14 protein-coding genes and 1 pseudogene are annotated in these 20,666 nt (G+C 39.6%); 8 read left to right on the forward strand and 7 right to left on the reverse strand.

Annotation, left to right across the window (positions count from 1 at the left end):
- Nucleotides 1-139: 139 nt before the first annotated feature.
- On the reverse strand, nucleotides 140-1,894 hold the full coding sequence (locus V7K53_RS08935; RefSeq protein ID WP_335197181.1) for an N-acetylmuramoyl-L-alanine amidase: 1,755 nt from the start codon (nucleotides 1,892-1,894) through the stop codon (nucleotides 140-142).
- Nucleotides 1,895-1,978: 84 nt separating this feature from the next.
- On the opposite strand from V7K53_RS08935, the gene V7K53_RS08940 reads away from it, so the two are divergent.
- The gene (locus tag V7K53_RS08940) at nucleotides 1,979-3,616 is read left to right on the forward strand and encodes a CTP synthase (protein WP_335197182.1); all 1,638 of its coding nucleotides are present in this window, start codon (nucleotides 1,979-1,981) and stop codon (nucleotides 3,614-3,616) included.
- A gap of 132 nt (nucleotides 3,617-3,748) precedes the next feature.
- A complete protein-coding gene (locus tag V7K53_RS08945; protein ID WP_334844543.1) occupies nucleotides 3,749-4,171 on the forward strand; it encodes a hypothetical protein in 423 nt (140 codons plus the stop codon).
- A gap of 190 nt (nucleotides 4,172-4,361) precedes the next feature.
- Here V7K53_RS08945 and V7K53_RS08950 read toward each other — a convergent pair whose 3' ends face one another.
- The 4 genes from V7K53_RS08950 to V7K53_RS08965 all read right to left on the reverse strand — a co-directional run bounded on the left by V7K53_RS08950 (nucleotide 4,362) and on the right by V7K53_RS08965 (nucleotide 8,607).
- Nucleotides 4,362-5,831: a sugar ABC transporter substrate-binding protein gene (locus V7K53_RS08950; RefSeq protein ID WP_335197183.1), complete on the reverse strand. Its 1,470-nt coding sequence runs from the start codon at nucleotides 5,829-5,831 to the stop codon at nucleotides 4,362-4,364.
- 541 nt (nucleotides 5,832-6,372) lie between these two features.
- Nucleotides 6,373-7,269, reverse strand: a complete 897-nt coding sequence (locus V7K53_RS08955) for an ROK family protein (protein WP_335197184.1) — start codon at nucleotides 7,267-7,269, stop codon at nucleotides 6,373-6,375.
- A gap of 144 nt (nucleotides 7,270-7,413) precedes the next feature.
- Nucleotides 7,414-7,623: a hypothetical protein gene (locus V7K53_RS08960; RefSeq protein WP_335197185.1), complete on the reverse strand. Its 210-nt coding sequence runs from the start codon at nucleotides 7,621-7,623 to the stop codon at nucleotides 7,414-7,416.
- 87 nt (nucleotides 7,624-7,710) lie between these two features.
- Nucleotides 7,711-8,607 carry an ABC transporter permease gene (locus tag V7K53_RS08965; RefSeq protein WP_292726601.1) on the reverse strand — a complete coding sequence of 299 codons (897 nt, stop codon included), beginning with the start codon at nucleotides 8,605-8,607 and terminating at the stop codon, nucleotides 7,711-7,713.
- A gap of 328 nt (nucleotides 8,608-8,935) precedes the next feature.
- Between V7K53_RS08965 and V7K53_RS08970 the strand changes: the two genes are divergently transcribed.
- Nucleotides 8,936-9,223 carry a hypothetical protein gene (locus V7K53_RS08970; protein ID WP_335197186.1) on the forward strand — a complete coding sequence of 96 codons (288 nt, stop codon included), beginning with the start codon at nucleotides 8,936-8,938 and terminating at the stop codon, nucleotides 9,221-9,223.
- Nucleotides 9,224-9,461: 238 nt separating this feature from the next.
- On the opposite strand, the gene trxB is transcribed toward V7K53_RS08970, so the two are convergent.
- Entirely contained in the window at nucleotides 9,462-10,832 is a 1,371-nt protein-coding gene (trxB, locus tag V7K53_RS08975) for a thioredoxin-disulfide reductase (RefSeq protein WP_335197245.1), read from the reverse strand.
- Between the two features lie 180 nt (nucleotides 10,833-11,012).
- Here trxB and V7K53_RS08980 point away from each other — a divergent pair, with 180 nt between their 5' ends.
- The 5 genes and pseudogenes from V7K53_RS08980 to V7K53_RS09000 all read left to right on the forward strand — a co-directional run bounded on the left by V7K53_RS08980 (nucleotide 11,013) and on the right by V7K53_RS09000 (nucleotide 15,797).
- Entirely contained in the window at nucleotides 11,013-11,579 is a 567-nt protein-coding gene (locus tag V7K53_RS08980; protein WP_335197187.1) for a Uma2 family endonuclease, read from the forward strand.
- A gap of 204 nt (nucleotides 11,580-11,783) precedes the next feature.
- Entirely contained in the window at nucleotides 11,784-12,338 is a 555-nt protein-coding gene (locus V7K53_RS08985; protein ID WP_335197188.1) for a type IV pilin-like G/H family protein, read from the forward strand.
- Between the two features lie 135 nt (nucleotides 12,339-12,473).
- Nucleotides 12,474-14,693: an O-linked N-acetylglucosamine transferase, SPINDLY family protein gene (locus V7K53_RS08990; protein WP_335197189.1), complete on the forward strand. Its 2,220-nt coding sequence runs from the start codon at nucleotides 12,474-12,476 to the stop codon at nucleotides 14,691-14,693.
- 362 nt (nucleotides 14,694-15,055) lie between these two features.
- Nucleotides 15,056-15,474, forward strand: a pseudogene (locus V7K53_RS08995) (XisH family protein).
- A complete protein-coding gene (locus tag V7K53_RS09000) occupies nucleotides 15,462-15,797 on the forward strand; it encodes a XisI protein (protein WP_335197190.1) in 336 nt (111 codons plus the stop codon). Before V7K53_RS08995 ends, V7K53_RS09000 begins: the two are co-directional and overlap by 13 nt.
- On the opposite strand, the gene V7K53_RS09005 is transcribed toward V7K53_RS09000, so the two are convergent.
- The gene (locus V7K53_RS09005) at nucleotides 15,794-20,656 is read right to left on the reverse strand and encodes a glycosyltransferase (RefSeq protein WP_335197191.1); all 4,863 of its coding nucleotides are present in this window, start codon (nucleotides 20,654-20,656) and stop codon (nucleotides 15,794-15,796) included. The genes V7K53_RS09000 and V7K53_RS09005 overlap by 4 nt on opposite strands.
- Nucleotides 20,657-20,666 lie beyond the last annotated feature (10 nt).

Consider the following 20,666-nt stretch of genomic DNA (forward strand, 5'->3'; position numbering starts at 1 on the left):
TGTACAAAGTATACGCAGCATAACCCTATCGTGTAAGTCAAAAAGCTCGAACAAAGAATGATCGCAAGATTGAGTAGGAACTAGCTTAAGAAGAGCGATCGCACTCCACCAAGGTAGAACTAGTGTTGTACCTCCAAATCTATCTCACACTCCTAAACCACTCAGTAATCCCCTGAGCGATCGCTTTTGCCATTTTCTTCTGTTCTTCTGGGTTGACAACCTGCTCAAATTCATCGGGATTGCTCATAAAACCCAATTCCAGTAACACCGATGGCGCATCTGCTGGACGTGTCAGCGCCAGGTTATCCCAATACACACCATAAGAAGGTTTGCCGAGTTTTTTGACTACATAGTTCTGTAAAAATATGGCGAGACTGTGTGCTTGGGGTTGATACCAAAATGCGCCAAATCCCTTGATTTTTTCGGCATCGCCATCATCTGGTAAGGAGTTGTGATGTATGGAAATTGCGATCGCAGGTTCTTCTTGACTGATAATTGCCTGACGTTCTACTAGCGAAACTTCCTTGTCGTCCTCCCGCGTCATCACCACCGTTGCCCCTCGCTTCACCAATTCGTCCCGCAACAACTTGGAAACTACCAAATTGACATCTTTTTCTAAATATCCAGTTGGCCCACTGGCACCAGTTTCTTTACCGCCATGCCCTGGATCTAGTACAATCTTGAAATTAGCTAAAGGCTTGCGTCTTGTGTTCCCGATTTTAGGCGGATGACGCAAAGCCAAAACCAGGGTTGTACCGTCGTATTTCAGCTTGTATCCCCACTGTTGAGCTTTTTTGAGGTTAAAGGTGTATTTTACTTGTCCTGGGGCTTCCTGTTGCCAGTCTAGGCGATTAATTAGGGGGTTGTCATCCAGGCGAATTATGTCTGTTTGGGCAGTGGTATTGTAGAGAGTGAGAGCGAGAGTTTGCTCACTTTGTTGTACGCTCACGGGTACGGGAACTTGCAAGGGGAAAACTATCTCTGTCGCACTAGGGAGTTGACGGTATCCGACACTGCGAATTATTGTCTGTGGCGGAACTGCACCGGGTAGAATGCGGGTTTCTTTACTATTAATCCAAGCGCCATAATCTAGGCGCAACCATTCACCTTCCCTACCTGTAACTGTTGCGCGTGTGCCTTTGGGCAGTGGTGTAAGTCGAGAATGATCGGTGCTAGGGCCAGTACGAGCAACGCCTGATTCTACTGTAACCTCAGAAACTGGCAACTGCGATCTTGAGAGGATTTCAATCTTACCAGATCCTGGTTGAGTTATCATCTTGCCGTTAAGCGTCAGTTGAAATTGAGGTTTTCCCAGATCGGCGGCTGTTGCCACTGTGGTGCAACCTTGATAGTTGCCTACGCTAGACTGGGCATGAGGCTGATTTTGACCTGTCAAAGCTGCCAAATTACTTGGTAGTTGTGCTTGTTGAGGTTGTGGTAAAAGGGCAATAGTTTGATTAGCCAGGATTACAGAGACATTAGCGTTAGGGGGTGCGATCGCACTAAAACAAATTACTTCTCCTGGTAATCTGGCAATATCAACTGCAGGAGTCAGGGAATCTTTCGCAAAAGCTACCCCTTGTGGTAGCTCAGGGCTAGCGTTAAGCCCGATCACCTTAATTTTAAGTTCTTGATTGTGGTAACGCACAGTAAAAAGATTCTCCCCCAACTGCAAGGGGAAACTAGGCGAAAAATGACCAGCTTTGCTGCGGGTAATTGGCTTACTATTGATCAAAACCTGACCATCTGGTGGTGCAGTGCCCAGAAAGAAGATTTTTTGGGCACTTGTCTGGTAGTTTGTCTGAGGAAAAACGACTATAAGAGATGGCTCTGCCAATGCAACTGAGGAGGTGAGAATACAGCCTAATATTACTAATCCTAAGAGGTTTTTCACAGCAAATCACAGAAGATGACACCACAACAACTGTGGCACAATGACGGGATGTATTTTTAGAAGTTGTTAGAAATTCAAAATACTATGACTAAGTTTATCTTTGTTACTGGAGGCGTAGTTTCCAGTATTGGTAAGGGCATTGTAGCAGCAAGTTTAGGGCGTTTGCTCAAGTCGCGCGAATATTCGGTGTCGATTCTCAAACTCGACCCTTATATCAATATCGATCCTGGGACGATGAGTCCCTTTCAGCATGGGGAAGTATTCGTTACCCAAGATGGTGCAGAGACAGATTTGGACTTGGGGCATTACGAACGCTTTACCGATACCTCAATGTCACGCTTAAATTGTGTGACTACTGGCTCGATTTACCAGGCAGTGATCAATAAAGAGCGGCGCGGAGACTACAATGGCGGTACTGTACAGGTAATTCCTCATATTACCAATGAAATTAAAGAGCGGATTCTGCGAGTTGCTAAAAGTACCAATCCTTCTGTAGTAATTACAGAAATCGGCGGGACGGTGGGAGATATTGAATCACTGCCGTTTTTGGAAGCAATTCGCCAGTTCCGTAAAGAGGTAGGACGCCAGAATGTTTTGTATATGCACGTCACGCTGGTGCCGTGGATTGCCTCGGCGGGTGAAATGAAAACTAAGCCGACACAGCATTCAGTTAAAGAACTGAGATCCATTGGTATTCAACCAGATATTTTAGTTTGTCGGAGCGATCGCCCTTTACCCAAGGGATTAAAGCAGAAATTGTCGGGATTTTGCGATGTACCGGAAGAATGCGTTATCACTTCCCAAGATGCCAAAAGTATCTATGAAGTACCGCTAAATCTAGAACGGGAAGGAATGGCAGAACAAGTGCTGAACTTGCTGCAAATGGAACAACGTAAACCAGATTTGACGCAGTGGCAAACCCTGGTACAACGGTTACATAGTCCCAAACACGAGGTAGAAATTGCCATTGTTGGTAAATATGTGCAGTTAAGTGATGCCTATCTATCTGTAGTGGAAGCGCTGAACCATGCGGCAATCTCTACTTATGGCAAACTGCGCCTGCGTTGGATAAATTCAGAAAATTTAGAAACTGAACCAGCCGAAAATTATCTTCAGGGTGTCGATGGCATAGTTGTACCAGGAGGTTTCGGGGTTCGGGGAGTCGATGGCAAAATTGCCGCCATTAAATACGCCCGCGATCGCCAAATTCCCTTCTTGGGTTTATGCCTGGGAATGCAATGTTCTGTGATTGAGTGGGCCAGAAACGTAGGGGGATTAACAGGTGCTAATAGTGCCGAATTTGACCCTTACACAACTGATCCGGTAATTAATTTATTGCCAGAACAGCAGGAAGTTGTGGATTTAGGGGGTACAATGCGCTTGGGACTATACCCTTGTCGTGTTCTCCCTGATACCTTAGCTTTTAAGCTCTATCAAGAAGATGTGATTTATGAACGGCATCGACATCGCTATGAGTTCAACAATGCTTACCGCGATTTGTTGTTAAAGTCTGGCTATGCGATCAGTGGTACTTCTCCCGATGGACGTTTAGTTGAAATTGTGGAATTAACCAAGCACCCATTCTTTCTTGCTTGCCAATTTCATCCAGAATTTCAATCACGCCCTAGTACACCTCATCCCTTATTTAAAGGATTCATTCAAACAGCGATCGCTCTTTCTCTTTCGACATCTAGCACACCAACACCATTGGAGGTGTCATAACAATTCGTAATTCGTAATTCAAAATTAATTTTTTAGATTTTGAATTAGTGCATAACAACATTAACTTAAGACTTCAGTAGATTTGGACATCCAGGGTGCATCATTCGTAAATTTCGGACTTGAGGAGATGTTGTGGCGTACTGGGTGAAAATCCTTTACGAGAGGAAAGAATATGTAGTAAATTTTGAACGTGTCCATGCTTTTTGTTATGAACTGAATGGCAGAGTTACTTTTTGGCTACCCGATAGTGCCATTCCCATAGTAATTAACCCACAAAATAACCTGGAAGATTATCAAAAAATTCTCGATTATTTAGAATGTGTGACAGGATTAGAATTAGATCGTGCCCACTGGGTGAAAATAATTTACGAAAAAAATGAATATGTCATTAATCTCAACTGCATCAGTTCCTTTTGTCATGAACCGAACGGCAGGATAACTTTTTGGTTGCCAGATGGCACTATTCCTATTATCATCAACCCTGTGAGTAATCCTGAATCTTATGAAAAAGTTGTGAAATACGTTCAAAAAGCAACAGGATATTCTTTGTCTTGAAATTATTGTGTAGCACAACAAGGTAAAAATAAAGTTGAAAAACAGATTTATATATTCTCAATCTTAAAAAATGGTTTGTAGAAATTTTTGCTCAATTAGCCTAGCTATTGAATCATCTTTTTTGTAGAGTTATATAAGAAGAAAATTGTAACTTTAGTGGTAAGGTGCTAATTCTAAAATTGCATATAGCTCACTGCCATTCATCAAAAATTTGTTTTATCCGCTCAATTGCCGTGTCTGCGGCTTCTTCTGGAGATATGCTATTGACAACTATTTGATTGAGAGCTTTACCCCAAACATTCTCTTCTAAAACTAGGCTGTAAGCAGGGTTTTGAACAATATAAAATGGGCGAGTATCTTTAGTTAGTGTTTGAGTTGCAGTGGAAAGATGAGGATCTGCTGGATTTGTCCAAAAGGGGTCTTTCCAAACAGGCTTCATTACTGGTAGATACCGACCTCCGGTAGCTTTGAGATAGTTTCCTATTATTTCAGGTTTAATTAAATACGCAAGAAAATCTTTGGCTATCTTCTGGTTTTTAGACTCGGCAAATAAAACTATTTCATTAATCGAGACTAAGAAGCGCATCGGTTTATCATTAGGTTTGTTCGGAAATTCTAGGATACCAAGTTTGTGACGATAGGTGTCAGAATCTTGGCGCACAGCAGCAGGAATCGAAAGTGAACTGTTAGGCGTCATAACCACGCCACGATTGAGCAAGCTGCGATTATTGTCTGGATTTAACCAGTTTACTGCATCTGGTGGTACGTAGCCCTGCTGGAAAAATTTCGCATACCACTCTAAGCTTTTAACAATACCTTGATACACCTTGGGATCGTTGAGTAGAAGTTGACCCTTGGAGTCTAAAATTTGGACATTGTATGCCTCTAAAATCTGCTCAAACAAGTAGTAGGTATCTGTAGAACCAGTGGAGAAAGGAAAACCTAATCCGTAAATATTCTGTTTTTGCTGTGCGCGCAAATCATCCTGCACTTGTTTCCAAAACTCCCAGAAAGCATCCCAATCTTTAGGGATATCGCTTTGAGTTCGACCTACTTTCTCTAGTAAGTCTCGCCAGTAGAAGATGTGAATTGTTAATTGATTAATTGGGACTGCATAATAACTCGGCTTCTTATCAACGTTGTTATATAAACGAACTGCTTCCAGAACACCTTCAGAATAAATACTTTTAACTGGCTCAATTACATCAGAGACATCTGCCAGTTTACCTTCCCAGGCAAGACGTGGATACAGCTCCCTCTCAGCACTGCTATTTATGACGAGATCGGGCGAATTACCTGCCTGAAGTGCCCTTTGAGTCTTTTGTGGCAATTCATCGTTAGTATAGAAAGTAAGTTTAATTTTGTTGCCGCTTTGTTGTTCCCAGTTACTAACGATCTTCTGGAGCGCTTCATCCTCTTCCAAAGTGTAACCTTTATCTGACCAAATCTTCAGGACTTTACTGTTAATAGGAGACTCGGTGACTGAAGATTGGCTAGATTTTAAGATGTTAATGCAGGCAAGAATTATCAAGCTGAATATTAATGCCACGAGTACGTAGCGATGGCTAGCTCTTATTAGCATTACGGTAAAAGTTTGCTTGACTCTTTGCTGATACTTCAAGCCTTTAGTCATTGGACTGGCTTTGGTTGTGAATAACATACTCATTTTATGATTTTTGCCAGAAAAACATCTTTACTGCATCTTCTGACATTACATAGCGCTTATTCAAGCTTTAAATAGTTGCTTTTCACTGAATACGCTTGGGTTAGCGCCAAAAATCTTAAGCTGTGTAGGTTGGGTTGAGGAACGAAACTCAAAATTTCCTGGATTTTGTTGGGTTGCGCTTTGCTTAACCCAACCTACATTTTTCTTAACTGAACTGTATTGGCTTTTCACTTACTTTTCACCATCAGTCAGAATTGCTAAGTAAGTGGGCAAGAATAAAATTAACTATGTTACGTAATATAAAATTAATTAAATTACCTCGTAGTAGGAGCTTCAGCAATAATCTAAGCCTCTTTCCATTTCGGGGAGAAGGGTTCCAAGAATAAGTTGCAGATCGCGTTACTTATTTTATCCGCAATCCTAAATTCTCTGCCTATTCTGTAAAAAAGTTGATCTCTGTAGGAAGTTGCAAACCCAATTTTTCTTCTAATTTGTAAAGACAGATGTCTCTAGCTGGGGTTGTTTGAATCATAATTTAAAATCTTAAATAGTTTTGCCATGCCAACTTTGCTGCACCTACTATTCCTGCAAAATTGCCTAACTCCGCTGGCAATATTTGTAAACCCTCTCGTGATAAAGGCTGCACTCTCTTCTCAATTTCTGCCTTCACACTTGGTAAGAAAAACTCAAAGCTACCACTGATACCGCCACCAATCACGATCGCTTGTGGTGTGAGTACATAAATCAAACTCGTCAAACCAATTCCCAAATTCACACCATATTCTTGCCAAAAAGTCAATGCTGCGGCATCTCCTTGTTGGGCAAGAAAACCCAATTCGATGGGTTCCTTGAGAGTGCGGCGGCGAATTGCAGTAGCACAGGCATATTGTTCCAAAGAGCCTCGATTGCCACTATTACAAATTGGACCATCAGGATTCAATGAAATCAAACCCAATTCCCCTGCGGCTCCTTGATGTCCAATAAATAGTTTGCCATCAAGGATAATTGCGCCACCAACCCCAGTACCTAAAGTTAGCAGAATCAGATTTTGAAAGTGGCGACCGGCTCCCAGCCAAGCTTCTCCCAAAAGAGCGCAATTAGCATCATTAGCGATCGCAGTCGGTTTGCCAGTTTTAGCTTCTAGCCAGTCTGCTAAAGGCACATCGATCCATCCAGGTAAGTTAATAGCGATTTTGGCAATGCGTCCTGCGGCATCGGATGGGCCAGGAGTACCAACACCAATGGCAACAGCTTGATTATCTGGATCGATTTGAGCGATCGCATCTACCAGCACCGCCAAGACTGCTTCCGGCGTTGTTGGTTGAGGAGATACCATAGTCAAAGATTGCAGACAAGTACCATCATCTGCAAAACGTCCCAGCTTAATTGCTGTACCCCCGACATCAATGCCAATTACTTGAGAACTCACCACTTTAAAATCCTCAGCTAGCAAACCTTTGCGTATCCTTTGCGCTTACCTCTACGCTCCTGTGCGTTTCAATTTCACTCCTCAATTCGCCATTATTTTCTAGTAAATCTATACTTAGCATCTTGGCGCGAAAAAATACTCAATTTTTTATTCTATTGAGTGTAAGTTGCTTTCATCACCGATTTGAAGATGCGGGGCTTTCAACTCGGCTCTCTGTAAATTAGCAACAGTTGTAGTCCGAAAACTCGATTGCTCCTGCCAAGCTGTAATTGGCGCACCTCTTAAGATACCAGCAAGAGCAACGGAAAGGATAAACCCGCCAGTAGCGGCAGCAATTAACGTTAGATTATCTTTCATACAAATCTCTGTATTGTTTATTTGTCATTAGTCATTTGTCTTTTGTCATTTGTCTAAAATTAATGACCAATGACTAATGACCAATGATTACTGTCGGATTCTATTTTCTCTCCGTAATCGGGGATTGACAAATTCATTTAACCCTTCACCAAGTAGTGATAACCCTACCACCATGAATGTCATAGTTAAACCAGGGAAAAGTGTAGTCCACCAAATGCCAGTGGGTAGAGCTTCTAAGGCTTGCTTTAAATCATGTCCCCATTCTGCCACTTCTTCGGGAAGTCCTAGCCCCAAAAAGCCCAAACCGCCCAACACCAAAATTGCATCAGCGGCGTTGAGTGTAAATAGGACGGGTACGCTTTGAATGACGTTGAAAAACAGATAACGAGAAAGCACAACCCAAGTAGAAGCGCCCATTGCTTGAGCAGCTTCGATGAACACTTCAGTTTTCACGCTCACGGTGTGGTTGCGGACAACGCGATAATATTGGGGGATATAGGCAATGCTAATAGCGATCGCTGCATTTAATATCCCACGCCCCACCACAAATGCCAGTGTCACAGATAGCAGTAGTCCCGGTAGAGTGTAAATGCTGTCCATAATAAATAGCAGCACTTTATCCAATTTACCGCCGAGATAACCACTCAGCATCCCCAAAGGCACACCGATAATCATACTCAGCGCCGTTGCCAAAATCACCACCTGCAAAGCAGCTTGAGCGCCGAATAATGTCCGAGAGAACACATCATAGCCGAGGCGACTAGTACCAAACCAATGTTTAGCTGAGGGTGGCTCGTGAATTGGATTAGAGAGAAAATCTTTCGGGTTTTGCAGCCATCCCCAAGCCTGTAATACGGGAGCGAAAAATGCCAGGAAGATGAAAAATAGGGTAATGGCTAACCCGATGAGCATGAGTTTTTGGGAAAGATTGAGACTTTTGCCAAACTGCAAAAATGTCGGTAGTCGCCGTTTTGTAATGGCCATAAAGCGATCGCCTGAAGCAAAGCTTGATACGCTGACCATTTTACATATTAGATAGGGGATTGCGTTAACATCCTGAATAAAAGTCTGACTATCTAACGCTGGATACAGAGCTAGACCGAGTTAGAGGTGAAATTATGCCTGATTTTTGCCAAAGCTTTTAACCACGATTCAGAGTACTACAATATTATTCGCGATAATCTTTATCAACGAATCAGTCATCTTGATCATGCAGCCTTTGATTTTTTGACTCTTCAGTATTTTAACTGTTGTCTTAGCTGTTGATACTTAATTAATATGTTGCACAATATTTTTTATTATCTTAGTCATTGTGAAACCTCTTCTACAGACTTACTTAGAACAAGAAATCTGGATACTAGTAAGGGATAAGTGGTATTTCGCCACAATTATCGGAGTTTGGGATGATTTGTTGTGGTTTAAACATAGAACTTACAACAAAGATACAGAGGAAGATACTTTCTGGGAAATGGTTGTGAAAATCAGTGAAGTAATTGCTATTGATAAAGTTAAATCTGTTATTAGTAGAAAACCAGATATGCTGATTGCACGGATACTAGAAAATGAGCAAGATACAAGCGATCGTCATCAAGATAATTAATATTAATTAGCTCTATTTCGGAGTTAGACTCATTCTTTGCACCTGTTTCAAGATGCAAAAAATGAGCAGTAAAGTTATCGGCTATAGTGCAATACAGTTCAGGATGACAACAAAATCCTGATGTAGAGACGCGATAAATCGCGTCTGAAAATACCAATTATCTACACCAATAACCTATAACCCAAGCGTATTGGGCTATAGGTTATTGGGTATTGGGAACTGCCCAATACCTACTATCTCAAAGATTACTTTCAATCAACTGGCGATATTCGCTCTTTTGCTTCACGCCTTTGACTTCCTTCACCAGTTCCTTATTTTTGAACAACTGAACTGTTGGCGTTCCTGTCACACCAGCATTTTCAGCAATATCTCGGTCTTTGTCGATATCAATTTCCACAAAGTGAATTTTGCTGTCAAATTCATCCACCACTTTATTTAAAATTGGCTTCAGGGTATGACAAGGGCCACAACCAGGAGAGACGTATTTAACAAGGAGTAAGCGATCGCTTTCATGGAACAATTTCCGTAAAGCATAACCTCCCTCATGGCGCGTCCCATCCAAATTAAATCCTGCTTCTTCCTCAGCTTCAGTCTTTTTGGCTGGCTGATGTTCTAATTCATTATCTGCTGTTTCTGGTTGTTGATGGAATTCTTGAATCAAGCCACTAGATGACAACCAGCGTTCTGCCAACATTGCCGCCATACAGCCAGTACCCGCAGCCGTAATTGCTTGCCGAAACTCATGATCTTGTACGTCACCAGCAGCAAAAACGCCTTCTACACTGGTTTCTACAGAACCGGGCTTAGTGACAACGTAACCTACCTCATCCAGTTCTAATTGTCCTTTAAATAAAGAGGTATTGGGACTATGACCAACGGCGTAAAATAAACCCTTAGCGTGCAGTTGGCTCTCTTCACCAGTTTTAGTATTGCGGACTTTCACCCCTTCCATGTGACCATTACCGAAGATATCCACGGCTTCTGTGTTCCAATGCACTTGGATTTTTGGGTTGTTCAAAACGCGGTCTTGCATGGCTTTAGAAGCCCGCATTTTATCGGTGCGTACCAACATATTTACCTTAGAACCGTATTTGGTGAGGTAAATTGACTCTTCCGCCGCCGAGTCGCCAGCACCAATCACAGCCAATTCTGCGCCGTGGAAAATTGGTGTTGCACCATCGCAAATTGCACAAGCGGAGATACCCCGACTCCAAAATTCATGTTCGCTGGGTAAACCTAAACGCTTTGCTGTTGCACCCGTAGCAATAACGATGCTGTTGGTTTTAATTTCCCTTTCTTGCGATCGCACTGTAAATGGACGCTGACTCAAGTCAACTGAGATAACATCTTCAGTATATAGTTCAGCCCCCCAACGCTCCGCCTGCGCCTTCATCTGATCCATCAGTTCCGGCCCGGTAATTCCTTTAGGAAACCCAGGAAAATTCTCAACTTCTGTCGTTGTCATTAGTTGCCCACCAGGTAATCCCCCGGCTTGGAAACCTTCAAATACAACGGGTTTCAGGTTAGCGCGTCCGGCATAAATGGCGGCTGTGTACCCTGCTGGGCCAGAACCGATAATTACTAAGTTTTCTACAGTTGGGTTAGTCATGCAAATATATGAACTCATAACGACTACGCTTAATATAGCATAACAAACTGTGATTGGCTATGCCAAGTGGGAAGCGATCGCAAGTTAGAAAAATTGGGAATACAGAGACAGCGCTCAGATGTTGCCGCTTGATGTGCGAGGAGTATTTATGATAACTATAAGAGTATTTGCTGTCGTGTTATGTCTTTTACTATTACAGACTTAGAGCAGCTACAAACTGAGCATCCAGAATGGCAGATGGAGCTGGTAGAGGGGAAAATCGTAGTTATGGGGCCATCAGATTACGAGTCAGAGGAAATTGGCACTCGGTTGAGTACCTTCTTGAATATTTGGGTAATGTCGCGCAAGCTTGGGCGAGTGACTGGCTCTAGCGCAGGCTTCATATTACCTAGAATAGAAGAGGACGACTCAGAAAAAAGAAACTTGCGTGCCCCTGATGTGTCTTTTGTTAAGGCTGACCGATTAAAGAAGACCAAGCGCGACTTTGTAGAGTTAGTTCCAGACCTAATGGTAGAGATTAAATCTAAAAGTGACAGAATTAAACCGCTTGAAGAGAAGATTCAGCTATTCTTGCAACTTGGGTCTACAGTCGGTATATTGATTGACCCTGACAACTTGACAGTAACGGTTTATCGAATAAATCAAGCTCCAGTGGTGATGCAGAATGGCGACATCCTCACACTACCAGACTTGCTGCCAGGTTGGGAACTAGCAATATCAGAACTGTGGCCACCTGAGTTTGAATAAGGCGCTTCCACAATCGAAGTTGAGAATCTCAACCTTGGTCAACAGCAGGGATTTAGTGATGTTTGTGTCATTTCGGATGCCAGGATTCTGGATTATGTAATTGTATCTCCCCAAACTTTTTTTCTGGAGGTGATAGGAAAGCGATCGCAGCTGGGTAAGTTACATCTAGAACACCCAAGCACTTCCTACCCCAGGAAAACACTTATGAAAACCGAATTAAAAGCCAAGTTTCTCCAACACATCCTCAACAAAAAGAATGAAAATGAGGGTTTTACACTTATTGAATTGCTAGTAGTAATTATCATCATCGGTATTTTGTCTGCGATCGCTCTACCTTCTTTCTTGAACCAAGCCAACAAAGCCAAGCAGTCAGAAGCTAAAACCTACGTAGGTTCTATGAACCGCGCTCAACAAGCTTATTACCTAGAAAATAGTACATTTTCAACTTCAATTGGTGCTTTAGGTCTTGGTATTGCAACACAAACTATAAACTACACATATACGGCTGTTAGTGGTGGAGACGCTAGTTCAATAAACAACCGAGCAACAGTAATAAATACCAGTGCGCCTCTCAAAGCCTATATTGGTGCTGTAGAGGTGACAACCCAACAAGCAACCAGTGAAGCTACTACCGTAGCTGTTTTGTGTGAATCTAACAGCGCTATGGTTAACGGTGGTACAAATGCAAGTGCCGTTACAATTGGCACCACTCCTGGACAACCTACTTGTCCCAGCAGTTACATCTCTTTGGCTAAGTAACCAAGGACAAACAGTATATAAATTGTCTTTCAACTAGATATTTTCCAAAGTGGGTAGATGCTTCTATCCACTTTATTTTCATTATGTGAGTTGTTCACAAGTATATTCTTCATAAAACTTTCTCAGAGAATTACAATGATTACTGATATATGTAATTGGCAAAATCAAGCTGAACAATACTTCATTCAAGAAAAATATTCGCAAGCAGCAGAGTTATACGAACAAGCAATAGCAATAGAACCAAATACTATCTCTTATTATTGGCATTTAGGGTTACTAATGCTATTACAAGGGCAAGAAGCAGAAGCTCAAATGACTTGGATGCTGCCAATAACAGAGGCAGATGAAGAACAATTATCAATTTGGATAAATGAACTATTTCAATTTTTACAAATAGAAGCTGAAAGACGCGAGATACTGGCAGAATATTCTCTAGCTTGGCTAATTCGCCAACATATACGAGAAATTAATCCTGGCGATCTAAATAATTTGCTTCAAATCCTTATACTTTCTATCAAATTGGAAAAATTTGAAGAAATTGATAATTTGAATGATTGGGGATTAATTGAAAGCTTAAATGCAAAAGAAAATATAGAAATCAATACCGAATTATTAATCCAATTTTTAAAAGAATTTTTAAATACTGTCCCATTACATCCAATTAATCTAAATTTAATAGAAGCTAGTCTTCCTTATTTCACTGAAACTCATCAATGCTTCTCTCTACTGCTTCCTGCTGCTATCCAAATTGGCCATACTTTGCGGCAGCCTTTACTAGCAGCATCTCTGCTAGAATTGCATTTACGATTGGAGCCAAATAATGTAGAAATTTTGCGGCACTTAGCGACTTTTTATCAAGACGCTCGTAATTATTCTCAAGGAATAGAGACAGCTAGATTATGTTATTCCTTATCAGAAAGATTGGCTGATAAAATTTTTGCACTCCATTTACTGTTAAGAGGTCTAATGACAGCTGGGGGATATTGGCAAGAGATATGTACAACTTGTCAAGAATTGGAAACAGTGTTTCAACAATTTATTAAATCTGAACGAATTCCTTTAGAAGAAGGAAGAATTTTACGGTTGCTTACGCCATCTTTTGCGATACCTCACATTAAAGATACTCCTGCTGATTTTCGAGCTATTCATAATCAGGTAGCTGAAATTTTTAACTTTTATATTAAAGCTTTTGGACAATCAGAAAGAAAAAATTATTGTCATGAAAATATCAATAACCGAGATTTATCTTCCCCTACTAAAAAATTAAAAATTGGTTATGTATCTTACGCTTTAAGGAATCATTCTGTTGGTTGGCTAGCTCGCTGGCTATTTCAGCATCATAATCGAGATAAATTTGATATTCATACTTATTTTGTGAACTATCAATTAGTCAATGACTATCTCCAAGAGTGGTATCTAGGTCAGGCAGGAAAAGCTCGTCAATTAGGTATGAATGGTCTAGAAATTGCTGACCAGATATATCAAGATGAAATTGATATTTTAATTGACCTTGACAGTATCACTCTAGATATTACCAGTGAAGTTATGGCACTCAAGCCAGCACCAATTCAAGTTACTTGGCTGGGATGGGATGCATCAGGCATACCTGCAATTGATTATTTTATCGCAGATCCTTATGTACTACCAAATGATGCACAAGATTACTATACAGAAAAAATCTGGCGATTACCCCAAACTTACATAGCAGTAGATGGTTTTGAAGTTGGTGTACCAACTCTCCGCCGCGATGACTTGGATATTCCTATGGATGCCGTTGTCTATCTCAGCGCCCAAAGAGGATATAAGCGCCATCCAGAAACCACAAAGTGGCAAATGCAAATTATTAAACAAGTACCGAACAGTTACTTTTTGATTAAAGGGCCTGCTGAGGAAGAAACAATTAAACGCTTCTTTTACCAAATTGCCGAAGAAGAAGGTGTAGATTGTTCTCGGTTACGATTTTTACCACAAGTTTATTTAGAGTCAGTTCATCGTGCTAATTTAGGCATTGCTGATATTGTATTAGATACATTTCCCTACAATGGAGCGACAACAACCTTAGAAACATTATGGATGGGTATCCCTTTAGTTACAAGAGTTGGTGAACAATTTGCAGCCCGTAATAGCTACACCATGATGATGAATGCGGGTATTACAGAAGGTATTGCTTGGACTGATGAAGAGTATATAGAATGGGGTGTGCGCTTGGGGAAAGATGAGGCTTTACGTCAGCGAGTCACTCTGAAGCTGAAAGCATCGCGGCAAACAGCACCGTTGTGGAATGGCAAACAGTTTACCCGTGAGATGGAGAAGGCTTATGAGCAGATGTGGCAAAGGTATATTGAGCGGAAATAAGCTCGTAGTTAGCGCTTAGGTAATTTCTCATAAAAAAATACCTCTGTTGACGAATTTCGACTTCTCTGCGAGACGCTACGCGAACGCTCAACTCTCGACTGCTCAGTTGGTTGAGCGAAGTCGAAACCAACTGGCTATGGTAAATTTATTATTAGAATTCACCTTAAGCGCTCAAAATAACCTACTACAGCAATTTCCAGGTAAATCAATCATGTACAGACGCAATAAATCGCGTCTTGAAAGACCAATTATCTACACCAGTAACCCTTAACTGAACCGTATCGATCTATTAGGTGGTTGTTTATATCGCATGGCGGGTTTAAAAGGTAATATAAAAATAATAAATATAATTGTAGATATTTATGTCTGCTAAAGATATCTTTCATGAAGTTGTCAAAAAAGCTTTGCAGAAGGATGGTTGGCAGATTACTCATGACCAGCTCCCAATTAGCGTGGGTGGTGTGAATGTCTCTATTGATTTAGCTGCTGAAAAACTCATTGCGGCAGAACCGGAAGGAGAAAAATTGCTGTTGAAGTTAAAACTTTTTTGGAGAAATCATCTGCAATCTCAGAATTTAATACAGCATTGGGACAGTTTATTAACTATAGAGGCGCATTAAGGCGACGACAGCCAGAGCGTGTTTTGTATTTAGCAGTACCTTTGACAACTTATAAAACATTTTTTCAACTTGATTTCCCTCAAGCCATGATTGAAGAGAATCAAGTCAAAATGATTATTTATGATGTAGAGCAAGAGGTGATTTTCAAATGGATAAACTAGCCCACTATCGCCAGATAGTACAGCAAATATTACAGAAGTATAGTGAGCAAAAACCCTCTGATAGTAATATAGATGTTGAGAATATTTTTGATATAGAACGTGACCATTACCAGGTAGTCCATGTAGGCTGGGAAGGTCAAGATTGGGTACATAGTTGTATCATCCATATTGATATTAAGGGTGAAAAAATTTGGCTTCAGTGGAATGCTACAGAAGATGATATTGCAGCAAATTTAGTTACTATAGGAGTTCCTAAAGAGGACATTGTGTTAGGGTTTGAATCTCCTTTCATGAGGAAGTTTACAGAATATGCAGTGGGTTAGAGAGGCGTCATCTCTAATTTAGATGCGCTCAAGCTATCTACATCGCAGAATGGGAGATTTTCTGCTTTCGCTTGTGCGATCGCCTGTTGATTATCTGTTGCTAAAGCAATTCGAGTATGTATTCTAGGCAAAAGAGTTTTCCATTGTGTATCACTCATCTTACTAAGCAGAGAAATTTCTGGCCCCTCAGTTATATCGACATCATCTTCCATGAGCAAATTCATCGTCAAAGACGATAAAAGCATATCGGCTTCTTCTTCAGAAATATTTTGAGTATCTATCAGGAGAGTTAAGCTACTTTTATCTGGGTGAGTAGTGAGAGTAGAAATGACACTTGCTAAATCTTGATATAGTATGTCTTCTGGCTGTAACCAGTCTGGAAAAATAATTAGGTTAGTATCTCCTAAGCGGAAATTTTGACTCAAAGTATCTGCAAGATATTTACTAAATAGTTTTTGGAAGAGACTGCCTATTTTAGCTGAGTAAGAGCGACTATCTAGAAAACAAGGATTAGCTTGCATTTTTTCCTTGATTTCGGCACTCTTTTGTTGGCGTAACTTAGGGTTATTTCCAAGTGCGATCGCTAACTGTATATAATAATCTTCACTATCGGCAACTAAGTCAGGTACATCTAATGCTTGCACCATTGCAGCGCCCATTGCAGAGCGAAAACTAGTTCCCCGTCTAGCAATTACTGGTAAATTAACCTGTAATGGTTCTATCAAAGAAGTTGTCCCAGCAAATGGAAAAGAATCTAGATAAACATCGGCAATTTTGAAGTATTCTTTAACTTCTTCACGCTTTGGCACTGGCTGAGGATCTAAGACCATCAGTTGGTCTGCTGGTATTCCATACTTTGAAAATACTTTATTTAAGTGATTCACAAAAGCTTTTTTAGGATAACTGTTTGACCAATTTGGGCCAAATGGCAGAAGCACTAAAACGGAGTTAGGAACTCCAGAAATTATTTTTGCCCAAGTACCAATTAGTTCAGGGATGATTTTAAAGAAGTTAGCACCAGAGATAAAAATAACTGCTTCTTCAGATATACCCAAACTTTCTCGATCAACTTTGACAGTTACATTTTCTTCTTCATTACCATAACTAAAGCAATGAGCAGTTCCTTCAAGTTTCACTAACTTTTCTTGATATTGCTGTTGTGCCGTTGCCGATGGATCGGTTAACGTACCAGAAATGTAATAATCTATATGCGGCATTCCTGTTGTTACCACAGAGCCGCCACTTGTGACTTGTATTCTAGCTAACCGATGCATTGATAAGAAGCAGATTTGATTGGTTACTGCGGTCACATTGGTAGCAATGAATAATATATCGAGATCGTCAGCACGAATAATATTGGCCTGTTCTGTTAAATCTTGTGGTAATACTTTAAAGGAGTTTGCACAGCTTTGGCAATATTGCTCTAGTTGATGACCAGTTTGGTTAAGAGAGTACAAGATTACTTCAAAATCTCTACTGATATACTCATAAACAGGAAGGTAAGCAAATGTTTCAGAACCAGGTAGAAAATGTGCAGCCAGGACACCCAATCGAATTTTTTTTCTGGTTATAGGTCTATCAACAAACTCGTAATCTACCTCATAACCCTTAGCTTTTAATAAAAACTCTATAATTTCTCCACGTTTAGCATAGATATCTTTAAGATTATGCTCATTAAAATATAGGGGAATAAAATTAGCAAGGGGAGTAAAGTTATTAATTATTTCATCCCACAGACGGGAATCAGGATTTTTAAATATCGATGTGTGTAAGTAATCAATCCACCCCTGCATATAGTAATAGTAATTTTCTGCATCACCTGGTTCTTGAAAATGAACTGGAGAAGAAAATAGGAATTGTAAATAGTCCTTAATTAACCAACTCGGTATCCGAGATAGGTCATGCCGTAATGGTAACTGGTCAGCACGGCCATACAGCATAGCTACTAGTAAATGCTGAATTGCTTTTGGCTCATCAAAACCTTGAGATATAGTTTTAAAGATATCATTAGTAAAAATCTGCTCTTCATCAGTCAGGCTTTCATATTTGATGCTACTATTCACTAACATCTTATGTGTTTTACCTAGCAGACCCACATACATATCTGTTATCTGCTCATCTGAAGCATTCAGGTATTCTTCTGCTATTTGTTTTCGCAACTCCTGCAATTGTGCATTTTGTTCGCTCAAAGTTGCGTATCTATAAAGAGCTTGTTGTCTCGTGGCTTCAGGATATCGTGTATCACTGTAAATTGTCTTAAAAAGTTTTTGGTAATCTAAGGAAATAGCATCCTTTAAAGCAACATTTCGACGAGTTTGTTGTTGCGGATGTATCCTAAAGTGAGATAAAACTCGATCGACAAAACCAACTTTGTATTGACTCATAATTCTGAGCCACATTTCCAAATCTACAAGTTGACAAAACTCAGAATTAAATAATCCTACTTTTTCAAAAACATCTTTTCTAATAAGGACTGTGCTTGGTTCTCCAATTTTATTAATTGGATTGTCAAGTATATTTGGCTCTAGCAAAAGTTGCTGTCCTGATTGAATTGGCTTTAATGCTGACCAAGCTTTGTGTACATTTTTAGCTTCATGATGCATTAAAAAATTTGAATCATAAACGGTATGACCAGTATTAGTGAAGAGGGTTCGCGGAGAGAAAACTAAGCCTATCTCTTCATCTTGTTCAGCCAAATCAACCATTTCTTCAATAGCTGTGGGCTCTAGTAAATCATCTTGAAATAAAAACTTTATATATTTACCTTTAGCTTGAGAAATACAAAAATTCCAATTTTGAGCTAGTCCATACTGACTATGTTCGAGAATTGAAAAATCAACGGATAATTTTTGATTAAATAATTTAGCAATCTCAACTGTGCTGTCAGTAGAATTATCATCAGATAAGATAATTTCTATATGAGGATAGGTTTGGCATAAAACACTATTAATAGCTTCTGCAACAAATTTTTCACCATTGTAAGTAGGAATACAAATACTAACTAACGGCTGTCCTTGTAAGAAGCTAGTTTTCTTGTAAGCAGTTTGTTGCCGTAATTTATCTAATTCATTCTGATTTGCTAATTGAGCTTCACATATAAGCAATGAATATACTCTAGTTTCACGATTCTTTAGTTCAGGTATATCACTCAATCCCCATGCAACATCCTTGATATTTGTGTAGCCTGTTTCAATGAGTCTACGATTTAATTCTTCTCTGTCGTAAAGCCACTGATGGCCCCACCAGCGCAAAGAAATATTTAGCATTTCAGCACGAGTTTTAATAAACTTGAATTCTGGCCAATTCAACCATTCTTGATTTTGCCAATCTTCAGAATTGTATTTCTCCACAACATCCTCTAAAGAAGGCATAGCTATACGCAAGATTCCTCCTGGCTGTAAAACACGGTGACACTCGCGGAGAAAAAATCTAGCTTCTTCAACTGTCAAATGCTCTAAAAAATGCTCATTATATATCAATGCACAAGAATCATCATCAAAAGGAAGTCTTTGTGCAGCATTACAAACTAAATCAACAGCCTTTTTATCTTTATCTATATCTATATTTATCCAATTATCAAATTTTACATCTCCGCACCCAATATTCAATTTATAAGGTTTTTCAAAACTAGATAAAATTAAATATTTATCACTAAATTTCTCCCATAAGAAAGCAGGAATATTTTCTATGCCGGACAAAGAGATTGCTTTTTTATCTTCTCTGTTCAAAATTATTTTCCCTGTAAGAAAAGGGATGAGATTTCGCCATTTAATATCACCTAAATTCCCGGTAAAAGAAATTTGTACTTCCTCACTTACTTCTATTCCTTCCTCCATATAAAGATTCATAACAATACTGGATAAATAAAAACTTGCATCTTCTTCACTGATATGATTATTACATATCAGTAAAGTGATTTCATGCTTGTTAATATGATTGTTTAGTCCTTTAATAAGAACAGCTAAACTTTGACATAGTAATTCATCTGACTGATTCCAATCTGGAAAAATAATTAAGTTTGTATTTCTTAAATTTAAATATTCTTTTAGACCAACTGGTGAAAAATTAATTAATTCTTGATCTTTTAAGACAATAGCTAGTTGTTGAGAGTAAAAATTTGTGGATGTATTTATAATCGCTTGATATTGAGAACTAAGATTATATTTTATAGTGTCAAGCATTCTAATAGTTTCTTTTATTTGCGATTCTCGGCTTTTACTAGACCATACTCCTTTTGCGTGAACCCTATATGCTGCCATCACTTCATCAATATATCCGATTTTTCCATACTGTGCATTTAAAATATGGAAAGTCCAATCTCCCATACTTTGTTCAGAAAACCAATCAGGGAACTCTTGTACCAAGCCAGCACGATACATTACTGAAGGAGTAGAAATAAAATTGTTTATTAACAAATTTTCTATAGTAGACGTTTTTGACTGATTGTGTAAGAAAATCGTAGGAGAATAACTGTTATCTTGCCAAAATACTAATACATTATGAAAACATATAGCAAAGTCTAGGTTTTTATCCAAAAAATCTACTTGCTTTTGTAGTTTATCGCATGAAGTCCAGTAGTCATCACCTTCTAAAACTGCGATATACTGACCTTGGCAAGCTTGCAACGTATTCATAAAGTTCTTATGCATCCCGAGGTTTTTATCAGGCAATAACAACCGAATTTTTTTGGGATAATTCCTTTGGTAATCAATAAGAATTTGGCGTGTATTATCTGTAGAATAGTCTTCTCCTATAACAACTTCATATTCAAAATTAACTTCCTGCATTAAAACACTTTCAATAGCCTGGGCAATATAATTTTCATGATTATAGGTCATCATTAAAATACTTACTTTCATGTTTTTACCT

The sequence above is a fragment of the Nostoc sp. genome, assembly GCF_036917355.1.
Lineage (GTDB): Bacteria > Cyanobacteriota > Cyanobacteriia > Cyanobacteriales > Nostocaceae > Nostoc.